General features: G+C 37.4%; 1 protein-coding gene. It reads right to left on the reverse strand.

Annotated features, from left to right (window positions below):
- On the reverse strand, positions 1 to 235 hold a 235-nt coding region (locus H5154_RS23395; RefSeq protein ID WP_182719789.1), incomplete at both ends, for a tyrosine/phenylalanine carboxypeptidase domain-containing protein.

Here is a 235-nt window from a genome sequence, read left to right on the forward strand (position 1 = left end):
CTGTTTTGTACTCGCTGCACATTTTACTCATATATTGAGCGATAGGATTGAGTTGCCCAAGCTGGCTAATGATATTACGGTTTAGATCAGAAAATGCTTGGCGTAGCTCGCTAGGTACAAAACCTAGATCCCGTTGCTGATAATAGGCTTTATCAACCAGTGGATTTTTTTGACATTTTTGTCTAAAAAACTCTTCTTTTATGCTTTTATCCCAATTTATCGCATCTAAGATACG

The organism is Pseudoalteromonas sp. SR44-5 (assembly GCF_014163675.1).
GTDB lineage: Bacteria > Pseudomonadota > Gammaproteobacteria > Enterobacterales > Alteromonadaceae > Pseudoalteromonas > Pseudoalteromonas rhizosphaerae.